Genomic DNA, 6,122 nt, shown 5'->3' on the forward strand with positions numbered 1-6,122 from the left:
ACCGCGAAATCCGCGCTCTGCGCACCTGCGACGACGTGGCCTGGTTCGACTTCCGTGAACTGTGCGACGGCCCGCGCAGCCAGAACGACTACATCGAACTGGGCAAGATCTTCCACGCCGTGCTGCTCAGCGGCGTCGAGCAGATGAGCGTCACCACTGACGACATCGCCCGGCGCTTCATCAACATGGTCGACGAATTCTACGACCGCAACGTCAAGCTGATCATTTCTGCTGAAGTCGAGTTGAAGGATCTGTACACCGGCGGACGCCTGACCTTCGAGTTCCAGCGCACACTGAGCCGACTGCTGGAGATGCAATCTCACGAATTCCTGTCGCGGGCGCACAAGCCTTAAACGGAGTCTCGGCAACGAACAAGGCCTGCGATTGCAGGCCTTTTTTCATGGCGTGGATTCAGCGAGGCATTTGACCAACTGTGCTTGCTGTCGGCAGGCAACCAGAAGCCATAACAGGATTCTCGCTTTGCGCGGGCAGAGAAATCCTGCCATGACGGCGCCTTTGCGCGTGAGATCGATTTCACTGCCGGCGAAGCCATACGTCGCTTGCGCAGTCGCGCCGCAACCGGTGCGGGTGGCAATGATCACCGGGATGTGCCGGGCGATGCCTTCGATGACCTTGGCCCAGTGCGCGGAAACATGGCCCGCACCAAAGCCGGCGATCACCAGGCCGTCGTAACCCGACTCGACTATCTTGTCCAACAGCATACTGTCCGCACCAAGTGATGCTTCCAGCAAAGCGATCTTCGGGAGGATGTCTTGCGGCATCGGCAATACATGGCGCGCAACGGGCGGCTGAAAGTAGCGCGGTGCGCTTTCGACCAACAAGCCGGCAGGGCCGGTCAAGGGCGAGGCGAAGGCGTGCATGGCCATTGAATCGACCTTGCGCACGCTATTGGCGCGGTGAATCTCGCCGTTGATAACCACCTGTGCTCCGCGCCCATGACTGCATGCCGCTAATGCAACGCGACCGGCATCCAGCAGGTTTGCCGGGCCGTCAGCGCCCGCTTGCATGGCAGAGCGCATGGCACCAGTCAGCACCAGTGGCTCGTCGTGCGCCCACAGGTAATCGAAGAAAACGGCGGATTCCTCCAGAGTGTCCGTGCCCTGGATGATGATGACTGCGGCCACGCCTTGACTGATCTGCGCGTTAGCCCAAGCCAATACGTTCAAGAGGTAGTCGAAATCCAGCGAAGCGCTGGGTAACAGACCGAAAGTCTCGACGGTTGCTCGTGCGAGCACATTCAACTCCGGCACGGTGTTCAGCAACGCTTCGCCGGACACCGCCGGAACGACGCCTTGGCCGTCTTGCGTCGATTGCATGCTGACAGTGCCGCCGAGAGCGGCAATCGCCAGTTTTGGCAGTTCCATGTGATACCTCGCGAATAACCGGCTGTTCTGGAGACGATCCAGAAGCCAGCCGGGGCAGGGATAAAGTCAGTGGCTGGCGAGCCATCCAACGATTGGCAGGATCAAAAGCGTACCGAGGGCCATCGACAACACATTGCCGATAAAGCCATGCATAAAGCCTGGCAGCCTCTGCGCGAGCGCGCAGGCCAATGGCGGAGCGATCACGGCGCCGAGCAGCGCACTGGAAATGATCACTTGCCATTCGCCGCCGTAGGTGAGGATCGCAGCCGGAACCACGGACACCAGCGGTACGTAGGTCGGGTACCAGCCACGCGCCATCCACTGCTTGCGCCAGATCACCACGCCTATGGCCGACGTCAACGCCTGACCGGCCAGCAGTTGCGGCAGCAGACCGGTGCCGTAGACCGGGCTCATTGGGTTGAGTGTAAATGCGAGCAACGCGCCGACAATCAGTCCCAGGCTCGCCCACTCATTGCCGAAGAAAGGTGCTTCGGAGAAATCCGCCAAGACCCGGCGCATGCTCCATACCACGCCATAATCCGGCGCCCTGCCGGACACGGTGACGCTGAATTCCTCGGCAGACGGGTCGGGCTGCGCTGATTTCACCAGGCTTGGCACGTAGCGACAAAGCACGAAGGCGCCGATGCTGGCGATGGCCATGCCCGAAACATTGCCAATCACCACGGGCAGACCGAGTGGGTTACATACGTAATTGACCATCAGCAGGCACAGCGGTGTCACGCACAGTGCGCCCATGATTGCGCCGTTAATGGCAACTTTCCAGCCGGCACCGAACATGAGCACCATGGCCGCAGGCAACGACACGAATGCCGCAAAGGTTGGCTGCCAACTGGTGGCGGTGACAGTCCAGCCCCATAGCAGATTGCTCAGCACCAGGCCCAGCAATGAGCTTGTGACCAGCCACGGCCAGAGCCCGCTGCCGTAACAGATGGTGAAGCCTTGCCAGGCTTTTCCCGTTCGATTCGCCCAATAGCCCAGATATGCACCAGCCAGCAGGCCGATCGAGGCAAACTCATGTTTATAGAATGCTACCTCGCTGATATCCCCGAGCACCCAGCGCAGCCAGGCAGCAGCGTCGGGAAAGCTCGAAACCATATGGCTGTAGTCCGGCCAGCGCGCCGACCACAACGAATGATGGGTGAGCGATAGCCAGCCAATCAAAACCGTCGCACCCAGAATCAGGCCGATAATGGTGCTATCCATCGCGGTTCTGGCCACGATTGTTTTGCGTTGCTTTGCGTGAATGTCCATAGCCCGGCCTCCGGTTAACGCGGCAGGCACGGATGCTGGGTGTAACCGAGCATTCGATCGTAGACATCACACCGCCGATCACGGTGCAGGTCGTTCAGGTCATTCCAGATCGGCGCACTGCGCGAGCTGGTCAAATCGATATCGGCGTAGAGAATCTCCTGCTGATCGGCGGATGCAACCCGGCCAATCGGCCAGCCGTTGGTGCCGGCAATCAAAGAGCATCCAAGGTAGCGAGCACCGCGCTCTTCGCCGATTCTGCTCGCCGCCGCGATAAACACATTGTTGACATGCGCTGCGGTCATGGTCAGGTACGAGGCCATGCATTTGCCGGCCTCGTCGAACAGTGGCGGTGGCGTCCAGACCCAATTGTTCAGGCTGCAGATAATGTCCGCGCCCTGCTGGCTGAGGATTCTCGGGACTTCGGGAAACCAGATGTCCCAGCAGATCAGCAGACCGATGCGACCGATCGGCGTTTCGAACACCGGGAAACCGCTATCGCCTGCAGTGAACCAGAGCTTCTCCAGATTCCACAGGTGCGCCTTGCGATATTTGCCGATGAAACCGTCAGGTCCCAACAACACGGCTGTGTTGTACAACCGTGCCCCTTCGCGCTCGGTCAGCCCTGCCACCAGATAAACCTGATGCTGGCGGGCAAAATCCTCCCATCGGCTCACGCTCGGCCCATCCGGAACCGATTCGGCGTGATCGAACGCATCCTGTCGAGTGCGAAAGAAATAACCAGTGTTTGTCAGCTCGGGCAAAACGATGAGGTTGGCACCACCATTGACCGCCTGCAGTGACAACTCCAGGCTGTTGCTCAGATTCGCTGCACGATTTTGCGTACCGACCTGCGGATCACATTGCACAACCGCAATACGAACAGGGCTTGTTGACTCGCTCATTTTTCATGATCCCTTATTGTTGTTTTCACGCCATCGGGTGGCGGGGAACATAAGAGTCGAGTCAGCAGTGGAAGGTAAGTCGGCGCTTTCCGGTTAGGTTGTAGTACGCCTCCTAGGACGATTAAACGCATATCGACGGTGCACGCTCAGGATGCCGAATTGCATGACTGAAAGCTTCATGGTCCGGCCTGGTAGTGTGGATAGTCGGTTATCTGGAAGCCGCCATTGAACTGCGCCGAGGTTTTTTCGCAAATATGAATCACCGCATCGATAGCGCCGCGAAAGCAGGGCTCGGTCCAGCCGGCATCCACTGAAAACGACTCGCCAGAAAGATACAGCCCGGAAACACTGGAATAGTCGCGGTTGTATTTCATCAGGCTTACAGCGTCGTAGTAGGCGCCGGGGCGGTAAAGTTTGGCGCACCCAAGCGAGTTCTTGTCGGTGATCCAGCGCTGTACGACGGCCTGATTCAGGCCAATGAAGGGCGAGATGCGCTGCCCGATATTGCTGCAGTTCATCAGGATTCGATCAAGTTCTTCGGCACATTCGGCGACCAGCTCCTTGTCGCTGAAACAGCAGAGTTTGGTAGCGTCATCCTCCCAGGTATAACTGAGAAGAATGCAGTCATAGCTGTAGTGATCGTTATAGCGGTAGGTATAAACATCGTGGATAAAACTGTCCGTGACGATCGCTTGGGGGATGGCGGTATTGCCGGACAGGAAGGATTTCTTCAGCGGCGCGAACACTTTGCAGCTGGTTTCCCAATGCGCAGTCTTGTACGCATTGATCGTTTCGAACGGCAGCATTTGTACCGTGAAGTTTTCAAGCCTGATTCGTGTTTCGATCAACCACGAAGGCAGCGTCATGATCACGGAGTCATAATCGCTGAAATGTTCCTGAGTCTGCTGGGAGCGACTTTGCTTCCAGTTGTAGTAGACACGGGTTTTACCGCTGTCGAGCTTTTTCAGCCGAGTGACGGAGCTATCAGTCAGCAAACCTTCGCGGTATTGCAGGCTGTGCTCGTGGAAAGACATCGCTGTTTCATCAGGTTTGATGAACATAAGGCTTTCACTCAGCGCCGCGAGACCGAGGTAGCGCGGGCCTTCGAACTGCAGCCCGGTTGAATCGAAAACCGCATTGCTGCGGATATGCGGTGAGTCAGGCAGGGGATCGCCTTTTTCATCTACCCGACCCAGCACCAGTTGCAAGTGACTGCTGAACCCGAATATGGCAGTGCGCAGCGGGTACAGCGCACAGACGTCATAAAATGCGCCCCAGCTGCCGTCGCCAATGCCGATGGCATAAAAAATTGCCGATTCCTCTGGCGACATTCCCATCCCGCCAAAATCCCCCGGGGCTTCTTTATCCCACTGTTGTAACGCCGGCATACTCACCAGATCACGGAAGGAAACGGCGTGATACCTGCAGACAATAGCTGCCCACACTGACTCCCATTCCTCGCTCGCATAACTGTCGCAAACGTGTCGGGTCATGCGGTCGGCGAACCCTCTCCATTTTGCATATACCGCTTGCAGCTCCTCGCCAGGAGGGCGGGTCTGACCGTCGGCGTTTTTCCAGATGAGCATTTGCGGCGAAGTCTGCTTTGACAGGCTGCCCTCGCGCAGATAAATGCCAGTGGATTTGACCCATTGGCTGCCGGGATTGGCAAAGTCTGACAGTGCCAGGTCGAAAATCGTCGCGTAGTAGGCCATCAGCGAGCGACCGTCCTTCGGCGATTCTCCTTCGCGATTGAACAAAGGCATGCGCATTGCGCCCATTTCGAATGGGGTATGGCTGGCCTTGGATTGGGGGCTGCCGGGAACGGTCAGGTGCCTGCCGCCGATTCGCGAGGACTGTTCGATCAGAGTGATCTGGGTGAAGCCGCAGCGCAGCAATTCTCTTGCTGCCGTCAGGCCTGTGATGCCTGCGCCGATGATGCAGATTCGATGGCTGGAATCAGTCGCTCGGGCGATTCCGCCTGGCTGCTCCAGTAACGCGCGGTAGTCAAAACACAGGTCCGGTGGATTGGGGAAACGGGCTTTCCATTTGTCCTGTGGCGAACGTTTTTTGCGTTTTTCAAGGCCGGGAGCCTGCGAGGGATAGTTGTAGCTGGAGCCGATGGTCACTGTTGATCTTCCCTGATGCGATGTGCTTGGGAAGTAGTCTGGTCGGCGCAGGCACGTCTGAACAGTCGTAAAACACAGCCAGACGTTGTTCTGTTTTCGTTCATTTGTGTCGGACGAATCACAACTTACAAGCCGGTCCCCGTGGAAGGACTACACCCACAGGGACGTCAGTCTGGCGGAGGGTTACGCAGCCTGCTGAAACTGCTGCCGGTACTGGTTAGGCGACAGTTCTGTGTGCTGGCGGAAAAGTCGCGCGAAGAAGCTCGCATCGTCGTAACCGACCTCGTAACTGATGGTCTTGATGCTCTTGCGCGTGCCCGAGAGCAGGCCCTTGGCCGTCTCGATGCGCAGGCGCTGCAAGTAGTGCAGCGGCTTGTCGCCAGTGGCGGTCTGGAAGCGGCGCATGAAGTTGCGGATGCTCATGCCGTGCTCGCGGG

At 58.0% G+C, this 6,122-nt stretch carries 6 protein-coding genes; 1 reads left to right on the plus strand and 5 read right to left on the minus strand.

Going from position 1 to position 6,122, the window contains the following annotated elements; translation table 11 throughout:
- On the plus strand, positions 1–353 hold a 353-nt coding region (zapE, locus tag D6877_RS06510; RefSeq protein WP_130910250.1), incomplete at its 5' end, for a cell division protein ZapE.
- A 45-nt stretch (positions 354–398) separates the two neighbouring features.
- Here the strand turns inward: zapE and D6877_RS06515 are convergent.
- The 5 genes from D6877_RS06515 to D6877_RS06535 form a co-directional block, all read right to left on the minus strand.
- Positions 399–1,385 carry an asparaginase gene (locus tag D6877_RS06515; RefSeq protein ID WP_130910251.1) on the minus strand — a complete coding sequence of 329 codons (987 nt, stop codon included), beginning with the start codon at positions 1,383–1,385 and terminating at the stop codon, positions 399–401.
- 66 nt (positions 1,386–1,451) lie between these two features.
- On the minus strand, positions 1,452–2,609 hold the full coding sequence (locus tag D6877_RS06520) for a hypothetical protein (protein ID WP_241662862.1): 1,158 nt from the start codon (positions 2,607–2,609) through the stop codon (positions 1,452–1,454).
- Positions 2,610–2,671: 62 nt separating this feature from the next.
- A complete protein-coding gene (locus tag D6877_RS06525) occupies positions 2,672–3,559 on the minus strand; it encodes a nitrilase family protein (RefSeq protein ID WP_130910253.1) in 888 nt (295 codons plus the stop codon).
- 176 nt (positions 3,560–3,735) lie between these two features.
- Entirely contained in the window at positions 3,736–5,685 is a 1,950-nt protein-coding gene (locus D6877_RS06530; protein ID WP_130910254.1) for an FAD-dependent oxidoreductase, read from the minus strand.
- Positions 5,686–5,868: 183 nt separating this feature from the next.
- A partial coding sequence (locus D6877_RS06535) for a helix-turn-helix domain-containing protein (RefSeq protein WP_130910255.1) occupies positions 5,869–6,122 on the minus strand: 254 nt, incomplete at its 5' end.

This window comes from Pseudomonas sp. Sample_9 (assembly GCF_004307535.1).
Lineage (GTDB): Bacteria > Pseudomonadota > Gammaproteobacteria > Pseudomonadales > Pseudomonadaceae > Aquipseudomonas > Aquipseudomonas mercuritolerans.